The following is a 26,275-nucleotide window of genomic DNA, read 5'->3' on the forward strand; positions in this document are numbered from 1 at the left end:
GGGTTCCTGCGATGGTTGCGCATTTCCTCATCGCCTTTGCCGCCGCGGCGCTGGCCGTGCTGCTGGCGCTGCTGCTGATCCGGCTGGCGGACCGGCGCATGGCGGGACGCGGCGCCGCGCGCGGCCTCGACCTGGGGATCGAGCCGATCATCTTCCTGTTCCGCGACCAGCTGCTTCTGGATGCCACCGGCCCGGCCCGGGCCCTGCTGGCCGCCCTGCCGGGCGAGGGCGACTGGCAAAGGCTGACCTGCTGGCTGGGGATGCGCCTGCCCGAGCTGGGCGCGGTCTTGCCCGACCTGGGCGGCGCCGCGCGGCTGGAGCTGAAAGAGCGGACCGCGGGCAATCCCCTGCGCCTGCTGGCCGAAGATCTGGGCGACGGCACGCTGCGTCTGACCCTGGCCGATCCCTCGGCCGAGAATGCCGGCATTTTGGTCGATTCGCTGTCGCTCGGCGCCATGGAGCAGGAGCTGGAGATCCTGCGCAGCACCATGGACCATTCGCCGATGCTGGCCTGGCGGCAGGACCGGCTGGGGCAGGTGACCTGGGCGAATTCGGCCTATCTGCAACTGGCCGAGGCCAAGGCCGACGGTCAGACGGTCTGGCCGCTGCCGCCGCTGATCGACCTGGCGGCGCGGCCGCCATCCGGCGCCGGCCCGGCAAGGCGCGTGCAGGTCGAACATGACGGGCAAAGCCGCTGGTACGACTGCCATGTCCACGAGATCGCGGAGCAGACCGTCGCCATCGCCCTGCCCGCCGACGCCGCCGTGCGGGCCGAGCGCAGCTTGCGCGAATTCGTGCAGACGCTGACCAAGACCTTTGCCGATCTGCCCATCGGGCTGGCGATCTTCGACCGTGACCGCAATCTGCAACTGTTCAACCCGGCGCTGATCGACCTGACCGGGCTCGCCACCGGCTTCCTGACCGCGCGCCCGACTCTGCACGCCTTCCTCGACCGGCTGCGCGAGGCGCGGATGGTGCCCGAGCCCAAGGACTACCGAAGCTGGCGCCACCAGATGAACACGCTGGAGGCCGCGGCCGCCTCGGGTCACCATTTCGAGACCTGGTCGCTGCCCGGCGGCCAGACCTATCGCGTCACCGGCCGGCCGCATCCCGATGGCGCGGTGGCCTTCCTGTTCGAGGACATCACCTCGGAAATCTCGCTGACCCGCAAGTTCCGCGCCGACCTGTCGCTGGGCGCCGAAGTGCTGGATTCGCTCGAGGACGCGGTGGCGGTCTTTGCCGCCAACGGCGAGCTGCTGATTTCGAACCGACGCTATGCCGAGCTTTGGCGCGCCGCGGCGCCGGGCACGCTGGACGACCATATCGCCATCTGGCTGGGCGCCTGCGGCCAAAGCCCGGGCCTTGCCCGGTTGCGCGAGGCGCTGATGTCGGCCCTGCCCGACGAGCCGCTGCGCGGCGCCATGGCCGGGCCTTCGGGCGGGTTGCTGTCCTGGGGATTGCGCGGGCTGTCGGGCGGGCGCTTGCTGCTGAGCTTTGCCGCGCCGGTTCCGACCCTGCCGCTTGGGCGCGATGTCCCGGTTGCGGCCGATGCCGCGCCGGCGGCGGCGGACATGCAGCGCGCCATGACCGGATGACGATGCCCCCTTGAACGCCCGCCCCGCCTGCGCTTCCCTGCGCCCGGGCTGAGAAGGGATCGGACATGGCGGCAATCGGACGGCAGGGCCCGGGCATCGACCCCGACAGGCTGGGCGGGCGGAGCGTGCTTTTCGTGATGGCGCTGGATGCGGAATACGGGCCGCAGTTGCGCGCCCGCATCTCGCCGCTGATGACCGGCGTCGGCCCGGTCGAGGCGGCGGTGCAGCTGACCGCGGCCCTGGCGCAGTTGGCGGCGCGCGACGAGTTGCCGGAACTGGTGGTGTCGCTGGGTTCGGCCGGATCGCGGCAGTTGCGGCAACTGGGCGTCTATCAGGTCGCGTCGCTGGAATATCGCGACATGGACGCCTCGGCCCTGGGTTTTGCCCGGGGCGAGACGCCGTTGCTGGGTCTGCCCGCCCGGATCGAGCTGCCGCATCGGATCCCCGGTCTTGCCTCGGCGAGCCTCGCCACGGGCGCCAGCATCGTCAGCGGCGGAGATTACGACACCATCGCCGCCGAGATGGTGGATATGGAAAGCTTCGCCGTGCTGCGCGCCTGCCAGCGCTTCGGCATCCCGCTGATCGGCTTGCGCGGCATATCGGACGGCGCCGAGGATCTGCGGCAATTGTCGGACTGGACGCAATATCTGCATCTGATCGACGAACGCCTGGCCGAGGCGGTGGATCGCCTGGCCGAAGCCCTGCAGCGGGGCGAGATCGGGATCTGAGCACGGGGTCGCGACTGTCGGACGACCTCGGCCGTCTTTGCGGTCCGGGCGGCGGGATCGTCCTGCCGCCCGGTCCTTCATCATCTGCCAAGAATGTCGCAGCGCCGCTTCCCCGCCGCTGTCCGTTGCGGGCCGGCGGCCGGTCGCGCCTCGTCGACGGCGGCGCTGTCGTCCAGAATGCCGGCCGCGCCCCTGAGCTTCCGGCGCTCTTCGAACACGGCCTGCTTCACGTCGCTTTTGCTGGGCTTGCTGGTCATTGCGAGTCCTCCAAGGGCGCGTCGGTCGCGCACCGGATGACCCTAACATGTCGAACCCCGTATTTCACGATAAAAGCAATCGTGATTTTCGGGGAAATTTCCCAGCCGTCAACCGACCGGAAAATATCAGGAATCGTCGCGGCGAAGCAGCGTGATGACCCGGGCGACAAAGCCGATGACCGTCCCCGCCAGCACGGTTCCGACGATCAGGACGATGATCGATTCGCCTTCCAGCCCCTTGCCGCCGCCCATCCGGGCGTAAAGCCAGGCGCAGAACAACAGCAGGCCGGCGCCTCCGGCCAGCAGCGAGCGCAGCCCCGGCATCAGCCGCAGCAGCAGGATCGGCGCCACGAGGCAGGCCAGCAAGCCGAAACCAGCCGCGGCCACGGCTAGAGCATCCGGCCGGGCAGCCAGATCCCCAAGGATTGCAGGGCGATGACCGTGCCGGCGGCAAGGGTCGCGCCGGCAGTCAGTCCGGCCAGAAGCAGCAAGGCAAGGACGGGTGCGTGCGGCATTGCGAGTTCTCCTGTTCTGCCCCGAGCGTCGGGGCGGCTGCCATGTCAACGCAGAAGGCAGAACGCTTCGGCACGAAACCGCCCATCCCGCGGTGGGTCGGGGCCGAATCGCCGTGCCGAAACGGCGCCCGCATCCGCTGTCCGAAACCCGCCTTGCCGGTCGCCCCGCCAGCGGTTTGCACCGCTGGCGCCGGGCATGAGCGGGTTTGATTTGCCTGACCGCCCCCGGCCGATCTAGTCTGGTCGCATGGTGTCGATCGCGCATCTTTCCCGGCCCTACAGCCGCGCCGAGCGGATCAGCGACGGCGTGGTCCATGTCATCGGCGTGGTGCTGGCGCTGGCAGCGGTGCCGGCGCTGATCGCGCTGACCGTGGCTTCGGGCGCCGGGGCGGCGGCGGTGGTCGGCGCCGCGGTCTACGGCACGACGCTGATCCTGATGCTGGCCTTCTCGGCGCTTTACAACATGATCGACAATCCGCGATGGACCGGTCTGCTGCGGCGTCTGGACCATTCGGCGATCTACATGAAGATCGCCGGCACCTACACGCCCTTCACGCTGCTGTCCGGCGGCCAGGCCAGCGGGCTGCTGGCCGGGCTGTGGGCGGCGGCGGCGCTGGGGCTGTCCCTGAAGATCATCGCCCCCGCCCGGCTGAAATGGCTGGCGCTGGCGCTTTACCTGGCGATGGGCTGGGCGGGGCTTTACGCCGGCGGCGCCATGCTGGCCGAGCTGCCCGCCGGGGTGCTGGCGCTGATGCTGACCGGCGGCGGGCTTTACACCGTCGGCGTGCTGTTCTTCCTGTTCGAGCGGCTGCCGTTTCACAACACCATCTGGCATGTCTTCGTGCTGGGCGGCAGCGTGATCTTCTTCATCGCCGTCGCGCTCTGCATCGCCAACTGGCCGGTGGTCTGACGGCGCGAGGCGCTGGATCTTCCCGTCTCTGCCCGGCTAACCTTGCCCGGAAACCTTGCGGGAGCACCGATGTCCAGACAGCTCAACGAACCCGTCGATGCGGCCCTTGTGCCGCGTTTCGCCGGCCATTCGACCTTCATGCGCCTGCCGGCGGCGACCAGCGCCGAGGGGCTGGATGTCGCCATCCTGGGCATTCCCTGGGACGGCGGCACCACCAACCGGGCCGGCGCGCGCCACGGCCCGCGCGAGGTGCGCAACCAGTCCAGCCTGATGCGCCGCGTCCACCACGTCACCGGCATCGCCCCCTATGAGCGGCTGGCGGTCGCCGATCTGGGCGATCTGGCCGTGCAGCCCATCGACCTGATGGCGGCGCTGCAGCAGATCGAGGCCGGCATTGCCGCGATCTGCGCTGCCGGCGCCCTGCCGCTGAGCGTGGGCGGCGATCATCTGACGACGCTGCCGGTGCTGCGCGCGCTTCGCAAGGCCGATCCCGGGCGCGGGCGGCTGGGCCTGGTGCAGTTCGACGCCCATTCCGACACCAATGACCGCTATTTCGGCGACAACCCCTATACCCATGGCACGCCCTTCCGCCGCGCCATCGAGGAGGGGATCCTGGATCCCGCGCGCATGGTGCAGATCGGCATCCGCGGCTCGGTCTACGCGGCTGACGAGCATCAATGGGCGCGCGACCAGGGCGTCCGCATCATCTATATCGAGGAATTCGCCCGCCGCGGCCCCGAGGCGGTGATGGCCGAGGTCCGGACGCTGATCGGCTCCGGGCCCGCCTATGTGAGCTTCGATATCGACGGCATCGACCCGTCGATGGCTCCGGGCACCGGCACGCCCGAGATCGGCGGCTTCACCACCCGCGAGGCGCAGGCCATGCTGCGCGGCCTGGCCGGGCTCGACATCGTCGGCGCCGACGTGGTCGAGGTCTCGCCGCCCTTCGATCTGGGCGGCATGACGGCGCTGGCCGGCGCCACCATGGTGTTCGAGCTGCTCTGCGTCCTGGCCGGCAATGCCGGGGGCCCGCCGGCCTAGACGCCTGCCGGCCGGTTCAGGCGGCCTTGGCCTTGCGGCGCATGGCGCCGAAGACGAAGGCGCCGGCGGCGATGCCGGCCATCGCCCATTTGAAGGGCAGGGCGTCGGCCGTTTCGCTGCGGATCGGCAGGACGGTGACGGTGCCGGGGCGCGATTCGTGACCCGGCTGGCCTGCCGCCCTGGCCTCGGCGATCTGCCGGGGCGAGACCACCCATTCGGCGCCGCGCATCTTGTCATAGGTCATGAAGCCGAAGCCGACGGCCAGCGCCGCCACGGCCGGGAAAAGCAATCGCTTGATATCAGGCATGATCAAGTCCATCCGTTGAAAACGGGCGGTCTAAAGCCTGGACCCTCTGGGTGCAAGAACCGCGCCGGAACGGCGGCCTGGCCGGCGCGCCCGGCGGATCGGCGGTCCCTTGCCGAACCGTCGCCGGCCTCGCAGTCATGTGTCCGGCCGTGGCTTGTTGGGCCGCGCCGGCGCCGATAACCGGAATAAATCCCCTGGCCAGCCGTAGACCGACGGCAAGCATCGATGAAGGAGAATGTCATGCGCACCCTGTCGCTTCTTCTGGCCGCCCTGGTCGCGGCGGGACCGGCCTGGGCCGAGGATCGCGGCGTGGCGATCGCCAATGCGCGCTACCAGAACGCGCCGGAACTGGCCGATGCCGATGCCGGCCCCGCCTCGGAGGCGATGAAGGCGGCCGGGTTCCGCACCGTGGCCGGTGCCGACCTGACCAGCGCCGACCTGCGCAAGGCCCTGGCCGACCTGTTGCGGCCCGACGAGGCCCCCGGGGCGCGGCTGGTGCTGCTGAACGGCCGCTTCCTGCATGGCGACAGCGACAGCTGGTACATGGGCACCGATGCCGACCAGCCCGACCTGGTCCGCGCCGGCTCGCAGGGCGTGCCGCTGTCGATGGTGCTGGACCTGATGAAACAGGCGCAGCCGGGCGCGGTGCTGCTGCTCGGCTCGGATCGGCAGGGCATGGACCATGCCGCCGGGCTGGAAAACGGCATCGGCCCATTGGCCGCGCCCGAAGGGGTGACGGTGATCTCGGGTCCGCCGGCCGCGACCACGGCGGCGGCGGCGGCGCTGCTGAAGCCCGGCGCCTCGGTCGAAGCGGTGGTCGACGCCGACGACCGGCTGGCCCTGGCCGAGGGCGGCGATGCGCAACTGGTGCTGGTCGCGGCGCGGGCGGATGCCGATACCGCAGCCGATGCTGCCGCAGACCCGCTGGAGGCGGATCGCGACCTGTGGGCCAAGGCCGCGGCCGAAGACACGGCCGAAGCCTATCGCGGCTATCTGGACCGCTATCCCACCGGCCTTTATTCGGCGGCCGCCAAGGCGCGGCTGGAGGCGCTGGGACCGGCGCAGAGCGATCGCGACCTCTGGGCCGAGGCCGCCGCCGCCAATACCGCCGCCGCCTATGAGGATTACCTGGCCCGCTATCCCCGCGGCGAATATGCCGAGGCGGCACAAAGGCGGCTGGCCGAACTGCGCCCGGCCCCCGCCCCGCAACCCGCCCCCGCCCCTGAACCCGTCCCGCAACCCGGGCCGCCGCGGGCGCCCGAGATCCAGCAGCCGCGCGAGGTGGTGGCGCCGCGCCAGCCTTCGCAGGCCGAACTGACCGAAAGCCGGCTGGGCCTGAGCCGCGGCGACCGGGTGACAATCCAGCGCCGGCTGAACGCGCTTGGCTATTCCACCGGCGGGGCGGACGGCGTGTTCGGTTCGCGCAGCCGTTCGGCGATCCGCGGCTGGCAGCAGCGCAACGGCTATGCGGTGACCGGCTATCTGACCGCGGCGCAGCTTGGCACGCTGCGGGCGCAGGCCGAGGCGGCCACGCCCAGCCGCGACCAGCAGGACCGTGCCTATTGGCAGCAGACCGGGGCCCGCGGCGGGGCCCGCAATCTGCGCGCCTATCTGGACCGCTATCCGAACGGCATCTATGCCCGGACCGCGCGGCAGCGCCTGGCCGCGGCGCTGGACCGGGACATTCCGCGCGATGAGCGCGAGGATCGCGCCTGGAACCGGGCGCGGCAGCTGGATACCGTGCCGTCCTATACGCAATATCTGCAGAACTGGCCGCGCGGCGAACATGCCGAGCAGGCCCGCCAGCGCCGCAACCGGCTGATCAATCAGGGCCAGATGGGCAACGGCGTGATCGGGCTGGACACGATCATCCGCGAACTGGTGAAATGACCGGCAGCCGGGCCCGGCCGCTTCTGCGGTCCGGGGCCGGCCGGGCCGGGGTCCAGAAACCGGGCCTAGAAGCCGTCGAACAGCATCTGGCCTTCCGGCCAGCGCAGGGTGGTGGTCAGGGTGATGGTGCGCTCGGCCCCCGCGGCGATCGGGCCGTTCCAGACCAGCAGGCCGCGCTTGCCGTCGGGGTCGGTCTCGTCCGGGGCGGGATCGGCCGACCAGTCGACGCGCAGATCCTTCTGGGTCGAGACCGGAACCTGGTCGATCACCCGCAGCGGCCATGCCTCGCCGGTCAGATTGCGGATGCGCAGCTCGGCCACCTCCTTGCGTTCCGAGGATGACGAGATCAGCCCGCGATCGCCCTCGACCCGGTCGGGGATGCGGCGCTCCAGCTTGATGCCGGTCAGCGGCCCGAAGCCGAGCTTCATCTCGTCGCCGGCGGCGGTCAGCGTCAGCGCGCCGCGGCCGACCATGGCGCCGTCGGCATGGAAGGTTGCGTCCCCCGGCAGGATCACCGCGCCGGTCGAATTCACCGTGTCCGCCACCAGATAGGCGGTGTCGTCGCGGCGCGGCACCGCCTCGGCCACCACCTCGGGGGCCAGCTCGTGCGAATCCAGCGGCAGGCGCAGCGCATCGGCGCCGTCGCGCAGGGTGACGGGCGTCGGATAGTCATAGACCACGGTTTCCCCGACCACCCCGGCCAACGCCGAGCCGGCCACGCCATCGGCCTTGGCCTCGACCGGGGCGGGGGCATAGGCACGCTCGGCGGCATCCATCGCGGCTTCGGCCATCGGCGCGGCCGAGCGGCTGTAGAGCTTCGCCTCATTCTCGCCAAGGCGCGGGAAGCGCGGCTCCAATTCGCTGGGCGCCGCTTGGTCCATCGGCCGGGCGGTGGAAAGCTGCAGGTGCACGCCGGTCCAGTCCTCGCCAGTCTGCTGGCGGACCAGCAAGCCGCGATCCATGCGCAGCCGGCCCTCCTTGCGCTGCAGCGACAGGTCGTAGACCGGCTGCCAGCTGGCCTCGTCGGTCAGGGTGGTGATGCGGATGCGGGCCGGCTGGCCCTGGCCCTGGACGGCGACGACCAGCGCGCCGCGATCCGATTCCGGGCCGCGCAGCGCCTCCAGCCGGGCCTCGGCGCGCGCGATGCGCTCCTCGAGCTCATCGCGGCCTTCGTCGGCGGCCTCGGCTTCGGCCTCGGCGCGGATGGCGGTCTGACGCGCCTCCAGCAATTGCTGGCCGACCGCGCCCGACAACGCGGCGATGTCGTTGCCGGCCATGCCGTCGGATTCGGCCAGTTTCATCAGGAATTCGATCAGATCCTCGGCCGCCTCGCCGCGGGCCTCGATCTCGGCCCTGCGGCTGTCCCGCTGGGCCAGCTCGGTCCGAAGCCCGCGCAGTTCATCCTCGGCGGCGCGCAGCTCGGGGGACTTGGCCGGCGTCTCGGGCAGGGCGCGTTCCTGCTGGAAGCCCACCGCGCCGATCACCGCCCCCTCGCCCAGGATGCGCAGGCTGGCGGGGTCCACGCCTTCGGGAATGCCGGGGATCACCAGCTCATGCGCACCGGCCGGCAGGTCCAGCGCCGCCTCGCGCGTGACGCCGGCGCCCCAGGGATAGACGGTGACGTCGGTGACGCGAGCGGTCGTCTCGATGCGGTCGGCCAGTGCCGGCCCTGCGAACAGGATGGTGGTGGAAAGCAGCAGATGACGCATCGGACCCCTCGTTCATGACCGCCGACAAGGTCCGCGACGGGGGGCGGAAAAGCAAGAGGGCGCCCGTCCGGGCGCCCCTCACATATCCGTTTGCGATCAACCCTTCTTCAGGCAGCGATTGCCCAGAAGCTCGGCGATCTGCACCGCGTTCAGCGCCGCACCCTTGCGCAGGTTGTCGCTGACGATCCACATGTTCAGGCCGTTCTCCACCGTCACGTCCTGGCGGATGCGGCTGATGAAGGTGGCGAAATCGCCGACGCATTCCACCGGGGTCGAGTAGCCGCCCGGCTCGCGCTTGTCGATGACCAGCACGCCCGGCGCCTCGCGCAGGATGTCGCGGGCCTCGTCCTCGTCCAGGAAATCCTCGAACTCGACGTTCACCGATTCCGAATGGCCGACGAAGACCGGCACCCGCACGCAGGTCGCCGTGACCTTGATCGCCGGATCGACGATCTTCTTGGTCTCGACCACCATCTTCCATTCTTCCTTGGTGTCGCCGCTGTCCAGGAACACGTCGATCTGCGGAATGACGTTGAAGGCGATCTGCTTCTGGAACTTCTTCGGCTCGACCTCCTGACCCGGGACGTAGACGCCCTTGGTCTGATTCCACAGTTCGTCCATGCCCTCTTTCCCGGCGCCCGAGACCGACTGGTAGGTCGAGACGACGACGCGCTTGATCCGCGCCCGGTCATGCAGCGGCTTCAGCGCCACCACCATCTGCGCGGTCGAGCAGTTGGGGTTGGCGATGATCATCTTGTTGCGGTAATCCTCGATCGCGTCGGCGTTCACCTCGGGCACGATCAGCGGGATTTCCGGGTCGTAGCGGTAAAGCGACGAGTTGTCGATCACCACGCAGCCCTGGCTGGCGGCGATCGGCGCATAGGTCTTGGTCGCCTCCGAGCCGATGGCGAACAGCGCAATGTCGTAGCCGGTGAAGTCGAACCCCTCGATATCCTTGCATTTCAGGGTTTTGTCGCCATAGCTGACCTCAGTGCCAATGCTCCGGCGCGAAGCCAGAGCGACAACCTCATCAGCAGGAAACTGGCGCTCGGCCAGGATGTTCAGCATTTCACGGCCCACGTTCCCCGTGGCGCCGGCGACAACGACCTTGTAGCCCATTGGGGTCTCCTTCAACAAAGGACGCCGCGATATAGGGCGTTTCCCCGGAAAGGGAAAGCGAGATTTCGGCGAAACGCCTGATGATATAGCGAAATTTCGGCTTAATGCCGGTGGATCCGGCGATCTGCCAGCTCCAGCTCCCGAACCCAGCGGGATTCCCCTGTAAAATCATGGGGAACCTGTTCGGCGGTTCGCCGACCGGACAGCGACAGCGAGGCGAAGAAATCGAAGCCGTAAAGGTCCAGCCGGGCCATGTCCGAGCGCGCGATCAGGTCGATCATCATCGCGCCGGTGGTGGGCGGGGCGCCCAGCCGGAGCATCAGCGCCCGATAATCGGCCAGCGGGTGCAGGTAGAAGCCGGGACTGGTCGCCGTGCGCCAGTCCAGCCGCTTGCGTTTGGGCGACATCCACAGGATGCGATCCGGGGCGATGCGGGCGCGGTCGGCATCGGGCAGGCGCGTCGCCAGCGCCAGCCAGTCGGTGCGGGTGCCGTGGCTTTCGGCCGCGGGCATCGGCGCGCGGTTGATGCGGATCACCAGGTCGGCCGCGTCGATTTCGGCACCATGCCGGGTCTCGGCCAGTGCCCTGGCATTGCCGATCAGGGCGATGCGCTTGCCGGCCAGCGCGTCGAGGATCGCCGCCTGCGGCATGGACAGCCGTTGCAGCGCGGCATCGTTCCGCAGGGTCCGCGCGATCAGGAAACCCGACCGGGTCACGCCAGCAGCCTGCGATAAACCTCGACGATGGCGCGGGCCTCGGCCTCGATGGCGTGGTTGGCCTCGACATGGGCGCGGGCCGCCTGCCCCGCCGCCCGGCGGCCGGCATCGTCGTCGAGCCAGCACGCCAGCGCCGCCGCCAGCGCCTCGGCGTCGTCGCGCGCCACCAGGTTGCCGGTTTCGCCGTCGCGGATCAGCGTCTCATAGGCGCCGACGCGGGCGGCGACCACGGGGACGCCGCAGGCCATGGCTTCCAGCGGGGTCAGGCCGAAGCCCTCCCAGCGCGCCGGGGCGGCGAACAGGTCCAGCGCCTGATAGGTGCGCACCACCTGCTCCCACGGGATCTCGCCCAGGAAGCGGATGCGGTCCGACAGGCCGGCCGCGGCGATCCGCGCCTGTTGCGCGTCGAAGAAGGCCTGGTTGTCCGGGGTGACGCGGCCGGTGAAGATCAGCTTCGCGCGGGGGCGCTGCGGAAACAGGCGCAGCGCGGCCTCGACCAGCAGGTCCACGCCCTTCTGCGCCCGGATGCGGCCGAAACAGCCGATGACGATGTCGTCCGGCGCAAAGCCCAACCCCGCCCGCAGCGCCTCGCGGTCGGATGCGGGGTGAAAGACCGACAGGTCCACGCCGTGCAGGATCACCGTCGCCGGCCGCTCCAGGTAGCTGGCGGCTTGGGGCGAGGTGGCGATCAGCGCGTCCTGTTGGCGGATCAGCCAGCGGGTGAACCCCGTATGTTGTCTTTGAGCCGCCGACGTAAACAACATTTTGTATTTTCGCCGCAGGATGCGGCGCAGGATCAGCCCCAGCGCCATTTCGGTATTGCGGCGCGCGTGCCAGACCCGCCAGCGGTCGCGTGGCAGGGTCGCGGCGCGGGCCAGCGGGATATGCGGCAGCGCGGGCGGCAGGCCCGGCCCGGTGGCGACGATGCCGATCATGCGCGCCTGCACCGGGATCAGCCGCACCACGGTCGCCGTCACCCCCGACAGGCGGCGTTTCAGGTTCGGCGCGACGACTTCAATATCCGGCATGACGATCCTCGGGGCTGAACAGGTAGAACACCAATCCGATGGCCAGAGGTATCAGGAAGAACAGGAAAATGTAACCATAGGCCTGCGCCGGCGGATGCGCGGCCGAGGTTTGCAGATAGACCGGCCGCGACAGGAATTGCATGATCCCCACGCCCGAGATCGAGACCATGTTCATGAAGGTGATGCCGCGCCCCACCAGATGATGCGGCAGGTAGACCCGGCCATGCGACATGATCAGCGAATAGGAGCTGTCCGAGATGCAGACCATGACCAGCAGCACCGAGGAGAGCCACAGGCTGGCCCCCGGCGCCAGCCACAGCGTCGCCAGCACCGCGCAAAGCAGCAGCGTGTTCGCCACCGAGGTGCGCTTGTCCGAGCCGATCAGCCGCACCACCCGGCCCACCGACAGGTTGGCCGTCACCATCGCCAGCCCCATGCCCAGCGTCACCCAGCCGATGCGATAGTCGCTGGCGCCGAACACCTCGGCCAGATAGGGCCCGGCCCAGAGCCCGCGGATGCAGGCCGAGGCGGCATAGGTCACGCCCATCAGCGGCAGGATGCAGCGCAGCTCGCGCACCGCCAGCAGGTCGCGCAGCCGCGCCGGCGGCAGCTTGCCGGCCGGGCTGGCCGGGTTGCGGACGATGGCGAAGATCGCCAGCGACACCGCCAGGGTAATGAGCGCCAGGCCGCCCAGGGCCTCGCGCCAGCCGGTCTGGTCGATGATCCAGACCAGCGGCGCCGCGCCCAGCATGTTGCCGAGCGAACCGAGCCCGACCACCGCGCCGCCCGCCGCGCTCATCGAAGCGGGCGGCAGGGTGCGGGCGAAGATGAAGAAGCTGCCCATCATCACCGGCGCGCAGCCGATGCCCAGCAGTGCCATGGCGACATGGATGTGCCAGGGCGCCTGGGCCAGCGCGAAAACCAGCGCGCCGCCGGCGCCGCCCACGGCCAGCAGGACCGACACCGCCTCGCGCGGGCCGAAGCGGTCCAGCGCCCAGCCGACCGGCAGCTGCATGGCGGCGAAGGCGATGTACCAGAGCCCCGAGGACAGCGCCAGATCGGCCGGCCCCGCCCCCAGCTCGGCATGCAGCGTCGGCGAAAGCACCGCCAGGAAGGCCCGGTAGAACTGGCTGAGCGCATAGCCCAGCACGAGGGACATCAGTCCCGGCGACATGATCCAGCGCATACTTTTCCCGTCCCCCTTGCGGGCGAAAGCTGCGTCAGGCCGCCGGAAAGTGCAAGCCGGGGTCAGCCCCCGGCCTGCCCGTCACTCGACCTTCAGCGCCGCGTCCCAGGCGGCCAGCGGCGCCTCGCTCCACTCGCCATAGGTGGCGTTGGGGAAGACGATCCAGTCGGCGCCGAAATGCGCGGCGTTCTCGTCCACCGCGGCGCGCTTCGCCTCGGTCGCCGCCTTGTGGAAGGCGCCGTCGAAATCATGCAGCGTGTCGCCCAGCAGCAGCACGATCTGGTGATCCTTGGCCACCACCGCCCGCCGCTCGACCTTCGAGGTGCCGTAAAGCAGCACATGATCGTCCGAGACCTGCGGGAAGCCCAGCTCCTTCAGCGTGGCGATGGTCGCGGCCTTGTTCTCGGGCTCGCCGAAACGGTCCGAGACGTAATAGATCGCCACCCCGGCCTTGTCGGCGAAGTCGAAGAACTCCAGCGCGCCGGGGATGGCGTTCGGCTTGCCGTGCAGCTCCCAGTCGCCCCAGGTGTCCCAGGTGTCGTAGACATGGCATTCCCGCATGTCGCGGACCAGCAGCGGGGTATTGTCGATCGCCGTCTCGTCCAGGTCGGTGACCACGGCCAGTTTCGCGGGATCCTCGGCCTTGGCGATCGCCGCCTGCAGATTGGCCTTGGCCAGCGCATAGGCCTGCAGTTGCAATGCCCGGACCTCGGCCGATTGCTGCTGGTAGCGCAGGCCCATGGCGAACTCGCGGACCTGGCACTGCGGCATCTGCGCGGCGTCCTGGGCCAGCGCGGCGGTCGCGGTCAGGTCGGGCGCCAGCAGGGCCGAGGCGGTCAGGCCCAGCATCAGGCGGCGGGCAAGGCGGTTGTGGAACATGGAATTCTCCCCGTTATGTGTCGGCGCGTTCTGCGCCTGACCGGGAAGGCTAGGGTTTGTTGATTGACCGGTCAAACAAAAACCGGCGGATCAGCCGGCGGCCAGCCGCGAGGGCGCCTCGCGCACCGGCAGGTGGATCAAGGCGCTGAAGGCGCCGACGCCGACGCCCACCCACCAGACCAGCGTGTAGTCGCCGTAGACGTCATACATCTTGCCGCCCAGCCAGACGCCCAGGAACGAGCCGAGCTGGTGGCTCAGGAACACGAAGCCGTAAAGCGTGCCCATGTAGCGCAGCCCGTAGATATAGGCGACCAGGCCCGAGGTCAGCGGCACGGTGGCCAGCCACAGCCCGCCCATGACCAGCGAGAACACGATGACCGTGGTCGGGGTGATCGGCGTCAGGATGAAGGCGGCGGCGGCGATGGTGCGCAGCGTATAGATCCCGGCCAGCAGGTATTTCTTGGTATAGCGCTTGCCCAGCCAGCCGGCGAAGATCGCCCCGGCGATATTCGCCAGCCCGATCAGCGAGATGGCGGCGGCGCCAAGCGCCGAGGTGGTGGTGATGCCGATGCTGGCCAGGGTGCCCATCGGGCTGATCGGCCCGCACATCTCGGTCACCATGGCGGGGAAATGCGCAGTGATGAACGCGAGCTGGTAGCCGCAGGAAAAAAACCCGGCGAAGATCATCAGATAGGAGGGATCGGTGAAGGCCCGCTTCAGCACCGAGCCCATGCTCTCTTCCAGCTCGCCGCGGCTGGCGGGCTTGCCGCCGCCCAGCATGGGCAGGAAGAACAGGCAGGCCAGCACGATCACCCCGAAGATGACGAACACGCTCTGCCACGGGTAATGCATCAGCAGCACCTCGGCCAGGGGCGCGCCGAAGACCTGCCCGGCCGAGCCGGCGGCGGTGCCGATCCCCAGCGCCAGGCTGCGGTTCTCGTCGCTGGCGGCGCGGCCGATCACCGCCAGGATGACGCCGAAGCCGGTGCCGGCGATGCCGAAGCCGACGATCACCTCCAGAAGCTGCACGGTCAGCGGGTCCGTGGCATAGCCGGTCAGGATCAGCCCGGCGGAATAGAGGAAGGCGCCGATGATCACCGACCAGCGGTCGCCCCAGCGCTCGGCCAGTGCGCCGAAGATCGGCTGGCCGATGCCCCAGGCCAGGTTCTGGATGGCGATGGCCAGGCTGAACTCGGAGCGCGGCCAGCCGAATTCCTGCGCGATGGGGATCTGGAAGACGCCGAAACTGGCGCGCAGGGCGAAATTGATCAGCAGGATGATCGAGCCGCCGACCAGGACGGCGGTGAACAGCGGCGCGCGTGTGCTGGCGGACATGGCTTTTCCTCTCTCCGGCCGGCCATTCCTGCGCCGGGGTGCAGGCGGCGTCAATGGCGCTCATTGCGCGGGGCGCGGCCGGGCGCTAGCCTTGGCCTCGTCAACCGCAAGGGGCTGTCCATGTATCAGGTCATTGGAACTGCACGCAGCCGCGCCATGCGGGTGCTCTGGTTGCTCGAGGAACTGGGCCAGCCCTATGAGCATGTGCCGGTCAACCCGCATAGCGAGCGGGTGACGCCCTTCAACCCGGCGGGCAAGGTGCCGGTGCTGATCGTGGACGGCACGCCGATCACCGATTCCACCGCCATCCTGACCTATCTCGCCGACAAGCACGGGGCGCTGACCCATCCGGCCGGAACGCTGGACCGGGCGCGGCAGGACAGCCTGACGCAATTCGTGCTGGACGAGTTCGACGCCGCCCTGTGGCTGGCGGCGCGCCACAGCTTCGTGCTGCCCGAGGAGATGCGGCTGGCGGCGATCAAGAACACCCTGCGCTGGGAATTCGAGCGCAGCCAGCGCACCCTGGTGCATCGCATGGCCGATGGCGGCTTTCTGATGGGCGAGCACATGACGGTGCCCGACATCATCCTGGCGCATTGCCTGACCTGGGCGCTGACGGCGCGCTTCCCGATCACCGAGCACCGGCTGACCGATTATCTGGACCGCATGCGCGCCCGCCCGGCCTATCTGCGCGCCGCGGCCAGATAGGCGGCGGCGCCCCGGCCGGCCCGGCGCCCGGTGGCAAGGCAGCCGGTCAGCAGATAGCCGCCGGTCGGCGCCTCCCAGTCCAGCATCTCGCCGGCGGCAAAGACCCCGGGCAGCGCCTTCAGCTCCAGCGCCGCGCTCAGGCTGTCGGCGGCGATGCCGCCGGCCGAGGAAATCGCCCGCTCGATCGCCATCGGCCCCTCGTGCCGCAGCCGCAGCGCCTTGGCGCGCGCCGCCAGCCGCGCGGGTTCGGCGGGCAGCGGCCGGCCCCATTCCAGCAGCAGCGCCGCCCGGACCGGATCGCCCAGCACCCGCCGCAGCCGGTTGCCGACCGAGAGCCTGGCCGGGACCCGGGCGAAGCGCCGCGCCAACTCCTCCGGCGCGACATCCGGGGCCAGATCGACGAAAGCCTCGGCCCCGTCGCGCATCGCCGCCGCGACCTCGTAGATCCCGCCGCCCTCGACCCCGGCGGCGCTGATCACCCATTCGCCGCGTCCGACCCGGCCCGCGACCTGCAGCGCCACGCCCTTCACCGCCTGGCCGAAATGCCGCGCCATCTCCGCCGACCAGGCGACTCGGAAGCCCATGTTCGCCGGTCGGAACGGCACCACCGCGACGCCCCTGTCGCGAAGCCACGGCACCCAGGCCGCGTCCGAACCCAGCCCCGGCCAGCTCGCCCCTCCCAGCGCCAGCACCACGACCTGCGGGCGCAGGCGCTCGATCCCGCCCGGCGCCTCGAAGCGCCAGTCGTCGCCGTCAAAGCCGCTCCAGCGCCAGCGCGTCCGTAGCCCGACCCCCAGCCCGGCCAGCCGCGCCAGCCAGGCCCTGAGCAGCGGCGAGGCCTTCATGCCGACGGGAAACACCCGCCCCGTCGAGCCCACGAACAGCTCCACCCCCAGCCCGCGCGCCCAGGCCATGACCTCGGCCGGCCCCATTTCACCGTTTTCCAAATCCCCCGGGGCAGGCCGAAGGCCGGGGGCAGCGCCCCCATAATGCGCGAAGAAGGCGGCGCGCGGCTCGTCCCGCGTCAGGTTCAGCCCGGATTTCCCCGCCATCAGGAACTTGCGCGCCGGGGTCGGCATGGCTTCGGCCAGAACCACCCGCGCGCCCTGCCCGGCCAGCGCCTCGGCGGCCATCAGCCCGGCCGGCCCGGCGCCGATCACCAGCGCCTCGACCGCCTCGCTCACCGCCCGCCCCGCGGCATCATGCACAGCCGCAGCAGCATCCGCTCCATCAGCGCCATGGCCGGCGCCCGCGAGGAGGAGCGCAGCACCAGGTCGGTCTCGATCAGCTGGTGGATGGCGTCCTCCAGCGCCCGCATGCCCCAGTCCTGGGCCTGCCGGATCATCCGGTCGCGGCGCGGACCGAAAACCGGCGGCCGCAGCCGCGAAAACCCCGCACCCGGCCCGCCGGGGTCCGAGGCCCCGGCATGCAGCGCCCGGAAATGCCGCAGCGCCGCGATGCAGAGCGTCACCGGCGCGATGCCCTGCCCCTCGATGCGCCGCATCAGCGTGGCGAATTCGCGCGCCCGGCCCTCGGCCACGCAGTCGATCAGCTCGTCGACCTCGGCCTCGATGGTGGCGGGCGCCAGCGCGGCGATCTCGGCCGGGGTCAGCGGCGCCGGGTCGCCATGCTTGTAAAGCCCGATCTTTGCCACCGTCTGGCGGAAATCGCCGGGGTCCAGCGCGCGCGACAGCGCCATCAGGTCGCGCATCGCGTCGCGCGGCACCTCGCGCAGGCCGGCGTCATGCAGCCAGCGGCCGATCTCCTCCTCGCCGGGCGGGTCGTCATAGATCGGCGCGGCCACGGCGGCGGGATGCGGCTCGAAGAGCTTGCGCAGCGCCGAGGACTTGCCGAGCCCGCCGGCCGCCACCACGACCACCGCATCGCCGCTTTTCCATTCCGCGATGGCCGCAGCGATGGCGGGCGCCGCGGCGTCCGACGCGTCGTCAACCAGCACCACGCGCTGGCCGGGAAAGAAGCCCACCGCTTTCACCGCATCCAGCAGCGCCGCCGGATCCTTGCGCAGATCGGCGCCGGGGATGCGGGTCAGGCGCATCTCCTCCTCGGCGCCGGGTCCGACCAGCGCCTTGACCGCCTCGGCCCGCTTCAGCGCCACGCGCATGGCGTCCTGGCCATGGATCAGCAGCGCCGGCCGCGTCGGATCGGGCCGCGCCAGGTAGCGTCCGATCTCGGCGCCCTTCAGGATCATGGAACAGCGGCCGGGTCCACGGCGATCAGCCGCGTCACCACCTGGTCGGCCAGCATCCGCGCCAGCCGCTCATGCGCGTCCTGTTCGGCGGCCATGGTGGCGATGGTGGTGCCGGTGGTGGAATAGGAGGTGAAGCTGCTGACCTGTCCGCGCGTCACCTCGCGGCCGGTCGCGGCCTCGGTCAGGGTGAATTCGGCGGTGCCGTTCAGCGCATAGCGCGTCGTCACCTCGTCCGGGGTGATCGCCTGCGGCACCACGGCGATGCGCAGCCGATAGTCGAGCAGGAAGCGCGCCTCGGCCTCGGGGCCCAGCCGCTCGGCGATGCGGCCGGCGAAGCTGAAATCGTCGGGCGTGCGCGGATCGGCGGTGCGGATCTGGCCGAAAAGCCGGGCTCCGGTGCCGTCCGGCCCGTAGACCGGCGAGAAGCCGCAGGCGGCCAGCGCCAGCCCGGCCAGGAGCACGCTGCGCCTAGACCACGACATTGACGATCCGCCCCGGCACCACGATCAGCTTCTTGGGCGCCTGCCCCTCCATGAAGCGCTGCACGGTCTCGTCGGCCAGCACGATGGCCTCGATCTCTTCCTTGGGCATGTCCTTGGGCACCTCGATCTCGGCCCGGCGCTTGCCGTTGATCTGGATCGGCAGCACCACCGAATCCGAGACCAGCAGCGCCGGATCCGCCTTGGGCCAGGCGGCATCGACCACCATGCCCTGGCCACCGGCCTTGGCCCAGACCTCCTCGGCCAGATGCGGCACCATCGGCGCCAGAAGCTGAGCGAGGATGCGCAGCGCCGCGCCCCGGCTTTCGCCGCCTGCGCCCGACTTGCCGATGGCGTTCGCCAGCTCGTAGAGCTTGGCTACGGCCTTGTTGAAGGCGAAGCCCTCGATGGATTTCGTCACCTCGTCGATGGCGCGATGCGCGGCGCGCAGCAGATCGGGGTCGTCGCCGCCCTCGGGGATCTCGTCGGCCAGCCGCCAGACCCGGGCGAGGAAGCGATTCGCGGCCTCGGCCCCGGCGGCGGTCCATTCCACGTCGCGCTCGGGCGGGCTGTCCGAAAGCATGAACCAGCGCGCGGTGTCGGCGCCGAAATTGGCGACGATGTTCACCGGATCGACGACGTTCTTCTTGGATTTCGACATCTTGGCCGAGGGGATGATCTCGACCGCGGTGCCGTCGGCCAGCTTGCCGTCGGTCACGTCCTCGGGCAGGTGATAGACCGGGCGGCCGCGCGCGTCGCGGGTCATGTAGATTTCGTGCGTGACCATGCCCTGGGTGAACAGCGCGTCGAACGGCTCCTTGGCGCTTTCGGGCAGGTGGCCGGTCTTGACCATCGCCCGGGCGAAGAAGCGCGAATAGAGCAGGTGCAGGATCGCGTGCTCGATGCCGCCGATATACTGGTCCACGTTCATCCAGTAGTCGGTCTCGGGCCGGTCGGTCGGTACCGCGGCATGGGGCGAGGTGAAGCGGGCGTAATACCAGGACGAATCGACGAAGGTGTCCATGGTGTCGGTCTCGCGCCGGGCCGGGCCGCCGCATTGCGGGCAGGCGGCGTTGCGCCAGGTCGGGTGGCGGTCCAGCGGGTTGCCGGGCACGTCGAAGCTGACGTCCTGCGGCAGCAGCACCGGCAGGTTCGCCTTGGCCTCGGGCACGGTGCCGCAGTTTTCGCAATGCACCACGGGAATCGGGCAGCCCCAATAGCGCTGCCGCGAGATGCCCCAGTCGCGCAGCCGGAATCTCGTCACGCCCTCGCCATAGCCCTTGGCCTCGGCATGGGCGATGGCGGCATCCACCGCCGCCTCGCCGGTCTGGTCGGCCGGGCCGGCAAAGCCGCGCACATAGCTCACGGTGTCGGATTTCAGCGGCACAAAGGGCGCTTTCGCCACAAGCGCATCGGCCTGTTCCAGCGTCATGCCCTTGTCGCCGAAGGTGGCGCGGATCGGCAGCCCGTATTTCGTCGCAAACTCGTGGTCGCGCTCGTCATGCGCCGGAGAGCCGAAGATCGCGCCGGTGCCGTAATCCATCAGCACGAAATTCGCGATCCAGATCGGCAGTTGCCAATCCGGGTCCAGCGGGTGGCGCACGGTCAGGCCGGTGTCGAAGCCCAGCTTCGGCGCGGTCTCGATGGCTTCCTCGGTGGTGCCGATCTTGCGGCATTCTTCGACAAAAGCCGCGACTGTCGGGTCCGAAGCCGCCAGCGCCTTGGCCAGCGGGTGGTCCGGCGACAGCGCCACGAAGCTCGCGCCCATCAGCGTGTCGGGCCGGGTGGTATAGACCTCGATCTGCGGGAAATCCGGCAGGTCGACGGTGTCAAAGCGGAACTGCAGCCCGCGCGACTTGCCGATCCAGTTCGCCTGCATCAGCCGCACCTTTTCCGGCCAGCCGTCCAGCCCGTCCAGCGCGGTCAGCAGCTCGTCCGAGTAGTCCGAGATCTTGAAGAACCACTGCGTCAGCTCCTTGCGCTCGACCGCGGCGCCGGATCGCCAGCCCTTGCCGTCGATTACCTGCTCGTTGGCCAGAACCGTCATGTCGACCGGATCCCAGTTCACCTGCGCCGACTTGCGGGTGATCAGCCCGGCGTCCAGCATGTCCAGGAACAGCGCCTGCTGCTGGGCCACATAGGCATCGTCGCAGGTGGCGAATTCGCGGCTCCAGTCGATGGACAGGCCCAAGGGCTTCAGCTGGCCGCGCATGGTGGCGATATTGCCATAGGTCCAGTCGCGCGGATGGCCGCCCTGCTCCATCGCGGCGTTCTCGGCCGGCATGCCGAAGGCGTCCCAGCCCATCGGGTGCAGCACCGAAAAGCCCTGCGCGCGTTTGAAGCGGGCCACCACGTCGCCCATCGTGTAATTGCGGACATGGCCCATATGGATGCGCCCCGAAGGATAGGGGAACATTTCCAGGACGTAATATTTGGGCCGCTCGTCCCGCACCGCGCGGAACGTGTCGGCCTGGTCCCACGCCTTTTGCCAGCGCGGTTCGCTGATTGCGGGATCATAGGGCATGGGAACCTCCGGGCGTCAGATTGCCCGCAGGGTATTAGCCGCTTGCCCGGTGCAGGTCCAGCGGGGTCTAGAGCTGGCCGTCGCGCACCCGCAGCTGCCGGGCCCGGGTCAGGATCGCATCCTCGACCGCGCGCGCCGTGTCGGGCGCCACCGCTGCGCCGCCGGCGCCCTGCAGCGACAGCTTCAGCGCCCGGGCGTCCAGCGACGGATCGCTGATCTTGACCGTGGCGCGATAGGCGCGGCCGCCGCCGGGCGGCGTGCCGTAGCCGGTGACGATCACGCCGGTGAACGGGTCGATGGACTGGATCGGCAGGAAGTTCAGCACTTCCAGGCTGGCGTTCCACAGATACTTGTTCACCGCCACGGTGTCGTTCGAGCTGCGGCGATTCGAGAACAGGTCCCAAAACGTCGATTGCCGTTGCGGCTGTGCGGCCTGGGCCTGCCGGTTCCCGCCCGGCGCCGAGGTCGCGGATCCGGCCGAGCCCGAGCCGCCGCCCGAACATGCGGCAAGCCCGGCCGAGATAAGCAGGGCGGCGGTCAGCCGTGCGGCGCGTCTGGTCATTTGATGTCCCCCGGATCGTCCTTGCGCGAGCCATAGCGCAATTCCGCCCCTTGCGACAAGAGAGGCCGGCCCGCCGCGGCCGGGGCTTTTTGCCGATACGGCTTTGCCGGTATGATAAGGCTCGCGCGCGCAAGGCGGCGAAATCCGGGTTTTGCCGTCCGGGCTTTCGCCGCGCTTCGGCCCTGCAACGGGGGTGTGGCCCATGTGCATCACAGAGGGGCCGAAACAGGTTAAGCCGATGCGATTCCGTTGCATTGCCGGGGTGAAAGCGCGACACAACCATCATACCCCAAGCCGGCCTGCCGGGGTGGGGCACACGAGAGAGACAAGAGGGAAAACCATGAAAAAGGTTCTTTTCGCCACCAGCGCCCTGGTCATGACGGCCGGCGTCGCTGCAGCCGAAGTCGCCGTGTCGGGCGACGGCCGCATGGGTATGATCTATGACGGCAACGACGTGCAGTTCTCGAGCCGCGCCCGCGTGAAATTCACCCTGACCGGTGAATCGGATGCCGGCCTGTCCTTCGGCGGTGCGTTCCGCGTCGACCAGGAAAGCGACTACACCGCTGGTAACGGCGCTACCGAACGTTCGGCCGCTCGCGGCACCGCCGGTTCGGTCTGGATCTCGGGCACCTACGGCAAACTGTCGATGGGCGACGTGGTCTCGGCTTCGGAAGCCGCCATCGGCGACCTGTATGAAATCGGCTACACCGACGGCGAATTCAGTGGCGACATTGAAGAGCTGTGGTTCCTGACCGGCGACGGCGAGAACGAAGATCAGGGTCCGTCGATCCTGTACGAATACACCATCAACAACATCTCGCTCTTCGCTTCGGCCAGCGACGGTTCGGACAACCGCCAGTGCGGCGTCGGCGCCGTCGTCGGTTACGACGCGACCTGCAACGTTGCGGGTGACGATGTCGAATCCGACACCGCCTACTCGGTCGCCGCGAAGTACGAAGGCTCGAACTTCTGGGCCTCGCTGTCCTACTCGAAATGGGGCGATGCCAGCGAAATCGGCCTGGGCGCTGAAGGTTCGTTCAACAACTTCGCCGTCAAAGGTGTCTACCTCTCCTATGAAGATCGCTTCTTCGGTCTGGACGAGATGAAGTACACCGCCGGTCTGGGCGCTTCCTACCAGATGGACGCGATCCTGGTCGAAGGCTTCTGGCGCCAGGACAAGTACGACCTGTTCGGTGGCGACAGCGAGAAGTTCGATGCTTTCGGCATCGGCGCCGAATACGACCTGGGCGGCGGTGCCGTTCTGGCCGGCGGCATCATCGACTCGGACTACCTCGAGGACACCGTTGCCGACATGGGCATCAAGTTCTCGTTCTGATCCGTCAGGACAAGCAACAAGGAAAGAGCGGGCCTTGCGCCCGCTCTTTTCTTTTGGGATCCATGCGCCATGGAACTGGATGACATCAGGCGCCGCATCGCCGCGGCCGAATCCGCCGCTGGCCGTCCCGCCGGCAGCGTCACGCTGATCGCCGTCAGCAAGGTGCAGCCGCCCGAGCGGGTCGAGGCCGTGCTGGCCGCCGGCCATCGCGTCTTCGGCGAGAATTACGTGCAGGAGGCCGGGGCCAAATGGCCTGCCTGGCGCGCGCGTTTCCCGGGGGTCGAGTTGCACATGATCGGTCCGCTGCAGACCAACAAGCTGAAACCGGCGCTTGAGCTTTTCGACGCCATCCACACGCTCGACCGCCCCTCGCTGGCGCAGAAGCTGGCGCGGCAGGTGCAGGGCGCCGGGCGCTGTCCGCAGCTTTTCGTGCAGGTGAACACCGGCGCCGAGCCGCAAAAGGCCGGCATCCTGCCGGACGAGGCCGATGCCTTCATCGCCGATTGCCAGGCGCTGGACCTGGTGCTTTCCGGCCTGATGTGCATCCCGCCCGAGAATCAGGATCCGGTGCCGCATTTCCGCGCCCTGCGCGGGATCGCGGCCCGCAACGGCCTTGCCGGCCTTTCCATGGGCATGAGCGCCGATTTCGAGACGGCGATTGCCGAGGGCGCCACCCATATCCGGGTCGGCAGCGCGATCTTCGGGGCGCGCGACTATAGCTGACGCGGCCGGGCGCATCACCCGCCGGCACCGCGACGGCGAGAAGCGCTCCAGCGCCGTCTTCTCGGCCTGCGGGCGCTATCGCTATGCGCTGACCCGGCAATGGGGGACGGGCGGCCGGCTGGCGGTGGTGATGCTGAACCCCTCGACCGCCGACCAGCGCCGCAACGATCCGACCATCGCCCGCTGCGAGATCCGGGCGCGCGACATGGGCATGGGCGCCCTGCGCATCGTGAACCTGTTCGCCTGGCGCGCGACCTTCCCGCACGAGCTGCGGGCCGCCGCGGATCCGGTCGGCGCCGGCAACGACGCCACCATCCGCCGCGCCGCGCTTTGGGCCGACCTGGTGCTTTGCGCCTGGGGCGCCGACGGCAAGCTGCAGGACCGGGATCGCGCGGTCGAGGCGATGCTGCGCAGCCTTGGGCGGCCGCTTCTCCATCTGGGGTTGACGAAATCCGGCGCGCCGCGGCATCCGCTTTATCGGCCGCGCGCCCTGGCGCCGGTCGAGTGGCGTTAACCCTCTCTTAACAAAAGAGGATGCCAAGGGGTGGGCGGCGGGATAATCTGCCCGCAAGGGTTGTGTGATTCGTGTTTGGTGATGTCATGTTGCTGCTGGCCAGTGTGATGAGCTTGCTGTTTGCGGGTCTGGCGATCGATGTGACCTCGCTGACCCGTCCGGCCGAAGAGGACGATCCCGACAACCCGGACAATCCCACCCCGGTGGAGCCCGAAGACGGCGACGATGCCGAAGGCGCGGCGCTGGACGGCACCGAGGGCGACGATTGGCTGGCCGGGGGCGAAGGCGACGATGCGCTGACCGGCCATGGCGGCAATGACGACCTGCATGGCGGGCAGGGCGACGATACCCTGCTGGGCGGCGACGGCACCGACTGGATCTATGGCGACGGCGATTACGGACCCAGCGGCGCCGATCTGATCGCGGGCGGCGCGGGCGACGATTCCCTGGCCGGGCAGGGCGGCAACGATACGCTGCATGGCCAGGCCGGGAACGACACGATTTTCGGCGGCGAGGGCGACGATTCCCTGACCGGCGGCGCGGGCGACGATTGGATCACCGGCAATTCCGGCCATGACACTCTGGTCGCTGGCAGCGGCACCGATGACCTGGATGGCGGCGCGGGCGACGATCTGCTGACCGGCTCGGCACGGCCGGATGCGGCCTGGCTGCATGGCGGGGCGGGCCAGGACACGCTGATCGCCGGGGCGGGCGATTTCGCCGAGGGCGGCGAGGGCGAGGATCTGTTCCTGATCGGCCCGGCGGACCCGGCGCTGGAGGAGCCGGGCGAGACCGTGCCGGTGATCGGCGATTTCAACCAGGCCGAGGACCGGATCGAGCTGCGCTATCCCGATCCGGGCGATGGCAGCGTGCCGCAGCTTACGCTGGAACTGGACCCGGAGGGCGCGACGATGATCCGCATGGATGGCGTCGCGGTGGCGCGGCTGCTGGCGGCCGAGGGGCTGCGGGCCGGCGACATCACCCTGACGGCGCTGCCGCCGGCCGGCTGAGCGGGTCGGCAGAAAAGCCTTTCCTTTGCGGTGGATTCCGCCTATACGCCCGCATCCGCCGGTCCGAATCCGGCGGTTTCCTCCACGGGCCTGTGCTGGACGACATCCCGGCCTGCGCCATAACCCCTTGACTCTGAAAGGAGACCCCGATGTCGATCACGGTTGAAGAAAAGAACCGCGTGATGAGCGAATTCGCCACCAAGAAAGGCGACACCGGCTCGCCCGAGGTGCAGGTCGCCATCCTGTCGTCGCGCATCGCGACGCTGACCGAGCATTTCAAGACCCACAAGAAAGACAACCATTCGCGTCGTGGTCTGCTGAAGCTGGTCGCGCAGCGCCGCAAGCTGCTGGACTATCTGAAGCGCAAGGACGAAGCCCGCTATACCGACCTGATCGGCAAGCTGGGCCTGCGCCGCTGACCGGCGCGCCGCGCCGAGGCGCGGCCCCTGACGCTGGAACCACGCCCGCGGCGAAAGCCGCGGGCGTTTTTTCATGCCGCGCAACGGCTGCGGGCGTTGCCCCGGCATCCGCCCCCGCCGCCCGCGACGAAAACCCGGCGATTGCTGGGATTCTGGCGGTGATCGGCGTGCAGAAACCGTGCACGGCGCGTACACCGGGCGTACACCGCGTTTCGCTAAAATGCGCGACATTCCTTTCTGGACCGCTGACCGGGCCCGGCTAGGCTTTGGCCTGCGCAAATGAAAAGGAGACGCGGAATGCCGATCGGTTCCCTGCTCGAATCGACCAGATCGCTGCTGAGCACGCTGGCCCCGCAACCCGCCACCCCGCCCGCGCCGCTGCCGCCGGTCGAACGGGTCGCAACCCCCTCGCCGCCACCGGCGGGCGGACCGGATGCGGCCGGGCGGAGCGGCGGTGCGACTTTCGATTTCCCGCCGGAGGCCGTCGCGGCGGCGGTCGCCGGGACATCCCGGCCGGCCGGGCAGGCGGCGGAAACCGCGGTTTCGGCGGTCGCCGGGGCAGGGGACGCGGCGGCG

Annotated in this window: 27 protein-coding genes and 1 pseudogene; 12 read left to right on the plus strand and 16 right to left on the minus strand. The window is 69.5% G+C overall.

The annotated features are described in order from the left end of the window. The first annotated feature begins 11 nt into the window (after positions 1–11). Positions 12–1,595 carry a PAS-domain containing protein gene (locus ACFOMP_RS18030; protein ID WP_379033126.1) on the plus strand — a complete coding sequence of 528 codons (1,584 nt, stop codon included), beginning with the start codon at positions 12–14 and terminating at the stop codon, positions 1,593–1,595. A 65-nt stretch (positions 1,596–1,660) separates the two neighbouring features. Continuing rightward, positions 1,661–2,323 (plus strand): 5'-methylthioadenosine/S-adenosylhomocysteine nucleosidase, encoded by a 663-nt coding sequence (locus ACFOMP_RS18035; protein ID WP_379033129.1) that lies wholly within the window; start codon positions 1,661–1,663, stop codon positions 2,321–2,323. An 80-nt stretch (positions 2,324–2,403) separates the two neighbouring features. Here ACFOMP_RS18035 and ACFOMP_RS18040 read toward each other — a convergent pair whose 3' ends face one another. From ACFOMP_RS18040 to ACFOMP_RS18050, 3 genes are all read right to left on the minus strand, one after another. Then, positions 2,404–2,580, minus strand: coding sequence for a hypothetical protein (locus ACFOMP_RS18040; protein ID WP_379033133.1), 177 nt, complete (start codon positions 2,578–2,580; stop codon positions 2,404–2,406). 126 nt (positions 2,581–2,706) lie between these two features. Then, the gene (locus ACFOMP_RS18045; protein ID WP_289894590.1) at positions 2,707–2,967 is read right to left on the minus strand and encodes a hypothetical protein; all 261 of its coding nucleotides are present in this window, start codon (positions 2,965–2,967) and stop codon (positions 2,707–2,709) included. A gap of 2 nt (positions 2,968–2,969) precedes the next feature. Next, a complete protein-coding gene (locus tag ACFOMP_RS18050) occupies positions 2,970–3,095 on the minus strand; it encodes a hypothetical protein (protein WP_289894589.1) in 126 nt (41 codons plus the stop codon). A 247-nt stretch (positions 3,096–3,342) separates the two neighbouring features. On the opposite strand from ACFOMP_RS18050, the gene trhA reads away from it, so the two are divergent. After that, positions 3,343–4,005: a PAQR family membrane homeostasis protein TrhA gene (trhA, locus tag ACFOMP_RS18055; protein ID WP_379033137.1), complete on the plus strand. Its 663-nt coding sequence runs from the start codon at positions 3,343–3,345 to the stop codon at positions 4,003–4,005. 69 nt (positions 4,006–4,074) lie between these two features. Next, a complete protein-coding gene (gene speB / locus ACFOMP_RS18060) occupies positions 4,075–5,046 on the plus strand; it encodes an agmatinase (RefSeq protein WP_289894587.1) in 972 nt (323 codons plus the stop codon). A gap of 16 nt (positions 5,047–5,062) precedes the next feature. Here the strand turns inward: speB and ACFOMP_RS18065 are convergent, their stop codons facing one another. Further along, a complete protein-coding gene (locus tag ACFOMP_RS18065; RefSeq protein WP_289894586.1) occupies positions 5,063–5,353 on the minus strand; it encodes a hypothetical protein in 291 nt (96 codons plus the stop codon). Positions 5,354–5,593: 240 nt separating this feature from the next. On the opposite strand from ACFOMP_RS18065, the gene ACFOMP_RS18070 reads away from it, so the two are divergent. Further along, positions 5,594–7,243, plus strand: a complete 1,650-nt coding sequence (locus ACFOMP_RS18070) for a peptidoglycan-binding protein (protein WP_379033141.1) — start codon at positions 5,594–5,596, stop codon at positions 7,241–7,243. A 65-nt stretch (positions 7,244–7,308) separates the two neighbouring features. Here the strand turns inward: ACFOMP_RS18070 and ACFOMP_RS18075 are convergent, their stop codons facing one another. From ACFOMP_RS18075 to ACFOMP_RS18105, 7 genes are all read right to left on the minus strand, one after another. Beyond that, on the minus strand, positions 7,309–8,952 hold the full coding sequence (locus ACFOMP_RS18075) for a DUF4139 domain-containing protein (RefSeq protein WP_379033144.1): 1,644 nt from the start codon (positions 8,950–8,952) through the stop codon (positions 7,309–7,311). 96 nt (positions 8,953–9,048) lie between these two features. Beyond that, complete coding sequence (locus tag ACFOMP_RS18080) at positions 9,049–10,071, minus strand: aspartate-semialdehyde dehydrogenase (RefSeq protein WP_379033147.1); 1,023 nt, start codon at positions 10,069–10,071, stop codon at positions 9,049–9,051. A 101-nt stretch (positions 10,072–10,172) separates the two neighbouring features. Further along, a complete protein-coding gene (locus tag ACFOMP_RS18085; RefSeq protein ID WP_379033151.1) occupies positions 10,173–10,787 on the minus strand; it encodes a glycosyltransferase family 29 protein in 615 nt (204 codons plus the stop codon). Next, positions 10,784–11,815 (minus strand): glycosyltransferase family 4 protein, encoded by a 1,032-nt coding sequence (locus tag ACFOMP_RS18090; protein WP_379033154.1) that lies wholly within the window; start codon positions 11,813–11,815, stop codon positions 10,784–10,786. The genes ACFOMP_RS18085 and ACFOMP_RS18090 overlap by 4 nt, the downstream gene beginning before the upstream one ends. Further along, positions 11,802–13,001 carry an MFS transporter gene (locus tag ACFOMP_RS18095; protein ID WP_289894579.1) on the minus strand — a complete coding sequence of 400 codons (1,200 nt, stop codon included), beginning with the start codon at positions 12,999–13,001 and terminating at the stop codon, positions 11,802–11,804. Before ACFOMP_RS18095 ends, ACFOMP_RS18090 begins: the two co-directional genes overlap by 14 nt. A gap of 81 nt (positions 13,002–13,082) precedes the next feature. Next, complete coding sequence (locus ACFOMP_RS18100; protein ID WP_379033157.1) at positions 13,083–13,880, minus strand: 5'-nucleotidase, lipoprotein e(P4) family; 798 nt, start codon at positions 13,878–13,880, stop codon at positions 13,083–13,085. A 90-nt stretch (positions 13,881–13,970) separates the two neighbouring features. Further along, a complete protein-coding gene (locus ACFOMP_RS18105; protein WP_379033160.1) occupies positions 13,971–15,215 on the minus strand; it encodes an MFS transporter in 1,245 nt (414 codons plus the stop codon). Positions 15,216–15,335: 120 nt separating this feature from the next. Between ACFOMP_RS18105 and ACFOMP_RS18110 the strand changes: the two genes are divergently transcribed. After that, positions 15,336–15,923, plus strand: coding sequence for a glutathione S-transferase family protein (locus ACFOMP_RS18110; RefSeq protein WP_019352217.1), 588 nt, complete (start codon positions 15,336–15,338; stop codon positions 15,921–15,923). Here the strand turns inward: ACFOMP_RS18110 and ACFOMP_RS18115 are convergent. The 5 genes from ACFOMP_RS18115 to ACFOMP_RS18135 all read right to left on the minus strand — a co-directional run bounded on the left by ACFOMP_RS18115 (position 15,899) and on the right by ACFOMP_RS18135 (position 21,697). Beyond that, entirely contained in the window at positions 15,899–17,107 is a 1,209-nt protein-coding gene (locus tag ACFOMP_RS18115) for a TIGR03862 family flavoprotein (RefSeq protein ID WP_379033163.1), read from the minus strand. The genes ACFOMP_RS18110 and ACFOMP_RS18115 overlap by 25 nt on opposite strands. After that, the gene (gene holA / locus ACFOMP_RS18120; protein WP_379033166.1) at positions 17,104–18,132 is read right to left on the minus strand and encodes a DNA polymerase III subunit delta; all 1,029 of its coding nucleotides are present in this window, start codon (positions 18,130–18,132) and stop codon (positions 17,104–17,106) included. The genes ACFOMP_RS18115 and holA overlap by 4 nt, the downstream gene beginning before the upstream one ends. After that, positions 18,129–18,614: an LPS assembly lipoprotein LptE gene (lptE, locus tag ACFOMP_RS18125; protein WP_379033169.1), complete on the minus strand. Its 486-nt coding sequence runs from the start codon at positions 18,612–18,614 to the stop codon at positions 18,129–18,131. Before lptE ends, holA begins: the two co-directional genes overlap by 4 nt. Further along, on the minus strand, positions 18,601–21,135 hold the full coding sequence (gene leuS / locus ACFOMP_RS18130) for a leucine--tRNA ligase (protein ID WP_379033172.1): 2,535 nt from the start codon (positions 21,133–21,135) through the stop codon (positions 18,601–18,603). Before leuS ends, lptE begins: the two co-directional genes overlap by 14 nt. Before the next feature lie 67 nt (positions 21,136–21,202). After that, positions 21,203–21,697, minus strand: a complete 495-nt coding sequence (locus ACFOMP_RS18135) for a DUF3576 domain-containing protein (protein ID WP_289894573.1) — start codon at positions 21,695–21,697, stop codon at positions 21,203–21,205. A gap of 340 nt (positions 21,698–22,037) precedes the next feature. Here ACFOMP_RS18135 and ACFOMP_RS18140 point away from each other — a divergent pair, with 340 nt between their 5' ends. The 6 genes and pseudogenes from ACFOMP_RS18140 to ACFOMP_RS18165 form a co-directional block, all read left to right on the plus strand. Beyond that, positions 22,038–23,033: a porin gene (locus tag ACFOMP_RS18140; RefSeq protein WP_379033175.1), complete on the plus strand. Its 996-nt coding sequence runs from the start codon at positions 22,038–22,040 to the stop codon at positions 23,031–23,033. A 69-nt stretch (positions 23,034–23,102) separates the two neighbouring features. Beyond that, the gene (locus ACFOMP_RS18145) at positions 23,103–23,756 is read left to right on the plus strand and encodes a YggS family pyridoxal phosphate-dependent enzyme (protein ID WP_379033178.1); all 654 of its coding nucleotides are present in this window, start codon (positions 23,103–23,105) and stop codon (positions 23,754–23,756) included. Beyond that, the gene (locus tag ACFOMP_RS18150; protein ID WP_379033181.1) at positions 23,692–24,270 is read left to right on the plus strand and encodes a DUF1643 domain-containing protein; all 579 of its coding nucleotides are present in this window, start codon (positions 23,692–23,694) and stop codon (positions 24,268–24,270) included. Before ACFOMP_RS18145 ends, ACFOMP_RS18150 begins: the two co-directional genes overlap by 65 nt. A 107-nt stretch (positions 24,271–24,377) precedes the next feature. After that, the gene (locus ACFOMP_RS18155) at positions 24,378–25,280 is read left to right on the plus strand and encodes a calcium-binding protein (protein WP_379033184.1); all 903 of its coding nucleotides are present in this window, start codon (positions 24,378–24,380) and stop codon (positions 25,278–25,280) included. A 149-nt stretch (positions 25,281–25,429) separates the two neighbouring features. After that, positions 25,430–25,699, plus strand: coding sequence for a 30S ribosomal protein S15 (gene rpsO / locus ACFOMP_RS18160; protein ID WP_017999129.1), 270 nt, complete (start codon positions 25,430–25,432; stop codon positions 25,697–25,699). A gap of 297 nt (positions 25,700–25,996) precedes the next feature. After that, positions 25,997–26,275, plus strand: a pseudogene (locus ACFOMP_RS18165) (hypothetical protein); the annotation flags it as partial.

Source organism: Paracoccus simplex, assembly GCF_042648325.1.
Classification (GTDB): Bacteria; Pseudomonadota; Alphaproteobacteria; order Rhodobacterales; family Rhodobacteraceae; genus Paracoccus; species Paracoccus simplex.

Excerpts from the sequence above, each read along its gene's own strand:
- ACFOMP_RS18080 (WP_379033147.1), bottom strand. The coding sequence starts at position 10,071 with ATGGGCTACAAGGTCGTTGTCGCCGGCGCCACGGGGAACGTGGGCCGT.
- ACFOMP_RS18050 (WP_289894589.1), bottom strand. The coding sequence starts at position 3,095 with ATGCCGCACGCACCCGTCCTTGCCTTGCTGCTTCTGGCCGGACTGACT.
- ACFOMP_RS18135 (WP_289894573.1), bottom strand. The coding sequence starts at position 21,697 with ATGACCAGACGCGCCGCACGGCTGACCGCCGCCCTGCTTATCTCGGCC.
- speB (WP_289894587.1), top strand. The coding sequence starts at position 4,075 with ATGTCCAGACAGCTCAACGAACCCGTCGATGCGGCCCTTGTGCCGCGT.
- ACFOMP_RS18100 (WP_379033157.1), bottom strand. The coding sequence starts at position 13,880 with ATGTTCCACAACCGCCTTGCCCGCCGCCTGATGCTGGGCCTGACCGCC.
- ACFOMP_RS18145 (WP_379033178.1), top strand. The coding sequence starts at position 23,103 with ATGGAACTGGATGACATCAGGCGCCGCATCGCCGCGGCCGAATCCGCC.
- ACFOMP_RS18095 (WP_289894579.1), bottom strand. The coding sequence starts at position 13,001 with ATGCGCTGGATCATGTCGCCGGGACTGATGTCCCTCGTGCTGGGCTAT.
- ACFOMP_RS18035 (WP_379033129.1), top strand. The coding sequence starts at position 1,661 with ATGGCGGCAATCGGACGGCAGGGCCCGGGCATCGACCCCGACAGGCTG.
- ACFOMP_RS18140 (WP_379033175.1), top strand. The coding sequence starts at position 22,038 with ATGAAAAAGGTTCTTTTCGCCACCAGCGCCCTGGTCATGACGGCCGGC.
- trhA (WP_379033137.1), top strand. The coding sequence starts at position 3,343 with ATGGTGTCGATCGCGCATCTTTCCCGGCCCTACAGCCGCGCCGAGCGG.
- lptE (WP_379033169.1), bottom strand. The coding sequence starts at position 18,614 with ATGTCGTGGTCTAGGCGCAGCGTGCTCCTGGCCGGGCTGGCGCTGGCC.
- leuS (WP_379033172.1), bottom strand. The coding sequence starts at position 21,135 with ATGCCCTATGATCCCGCAATCAGCGAACCGCGCTGGCAAAAGGCGTGG.
- ACFOMP_RS18075 (WP_379033144.1), bottom strand. The coding sequence starts at position 8,952 with ATGCGTCATCTGCTGCTTTCCACCACCATCCTGTTCGCAGGGCCGGCA.
- ACFOMP_RS18030 (WP_379033126.1), top strand. The coding sequence starts at position 12 with ATGGTTGCGCATTTCCTCATCGCCTTTGCCGCCGCGGCGCTGGCCGTG.
- rpsO (WP_017999129.1), top strand. The coding sequence starts at position 25,430 with ATGTCGATCACGGTTGAAGAAAAGAACCGCGTGATGAGCGAATTCGCC.
- ACFOMP_RS18105 (WP_379033160.1), bottom strand. The coding sequence starts at position 15,215 with ATGTCCGCCAGCACACGCGCGCCGCTGTTCACCGCCGTCCTGGTCGGC.
- ACFOMP_RS18155 (WP_379033184.1), top strand. The coding sequence starts at position 24,378 with ATGAGCTTGCTGTTTGCGGGTCTGGCGATCGATGTGACCTCGCTGACC.
- ACFOMP_RS18110 (WP_019352217.1), top strand. The coding sequence starts at position 15,336 with ATGTATCAGGTCATTGGAACTGCACGCAGCCGCGCCATGCGGGTGCTC.
- ACFOMP_RS18040 (WP_379033133.1), bottom strand. The coding sequence starts at position 2,580 with ATGACCAGCAAGCCCAGCAAAAGCGACGTGAAGCAGGCCGTGTTCGAA.
- ACFOMP_RS18090 (WP_379033154.1), bottom strand. The coding sequence starts at position 11,815 with ATGCCGGATATTGAAGTCGTCGCGCCGAACCTGAAACGCCGCCTGTCG.
- ACFOMP_RS18070 (WP_379033141.1), top strand. The coding sequence starts at position 5,594 with ATGCGCACCCTGTCGCTTCTTCTGGCCGCCCTGGTCGCGGCGGGACCG.
- ACFOMP_RS18065 (WP_289894586.1), bottom strand. The coding sequence starts at position 5,353 with ATGCCTGATATCAAGCGATTGCTTTTCCCGGCCGTGGCGGCGCTGGCC.
- holA (WP_379033166.1), bottom strand. The coding sequence starts at position 18,132 with ATGATCCTGAAGGGCGCCGAGATCGGACGCTACCTGGCGCGGCCCGAT.